The sequence below is a fragment of the Cellulomonas sp. GbtcB1 genome (genome assembly GCF_019091725.1).
Lineage (GTDB): Bacteria > Actinomycetota > Actinomycetes > Actinomycetales > Cellulomonadaceae > Cellulomonas.
In genome coordinates, this window is the sequence record NZ_JAGXJG010000336.1 from 1 (window position 1) to 256 (window position 256).

The following is a 256-nucleotide window of genomic DNA, read 5'->3' on the forward strand; positions in this document are numbered from 1 at the left end:
GGCGGCCCCGACGACCGAGCCGCCCCGGCCGGGCGCGGGGCCGACCGACAGCGTGAGCAGCACGGCCGAGCCGCGCTTGAGGCTCTGGCCCGGCTCCACGGCTCCCCCGTCCGCGTCCGTGACGGAGAGCACCGAGCCGATCGCGGCGCCGTCGTCCCAGTGGTCCCCGACCACGTAGTCGGTCTCGAGCCCGGCGGCGGTGAGCGCGGCCTCGGCGTCGGCCTGCATCGTCACGACCAGGGTCTCGGCGGGCATC

The 256-nt window shown here is 77.7% G+C and carries 1 pseudogene; it reads right to left on the minus strand.

The annotated features are described in order from the left end of the window. A pseudogene (locus KVT14_RS20625) lies at window positions 1-234 on the minus strand (serine/threonine protein kinase); the annotation flags it as partial. Between the last annotated feature and the right edge of the window lie 22 nt (window positions 235-256).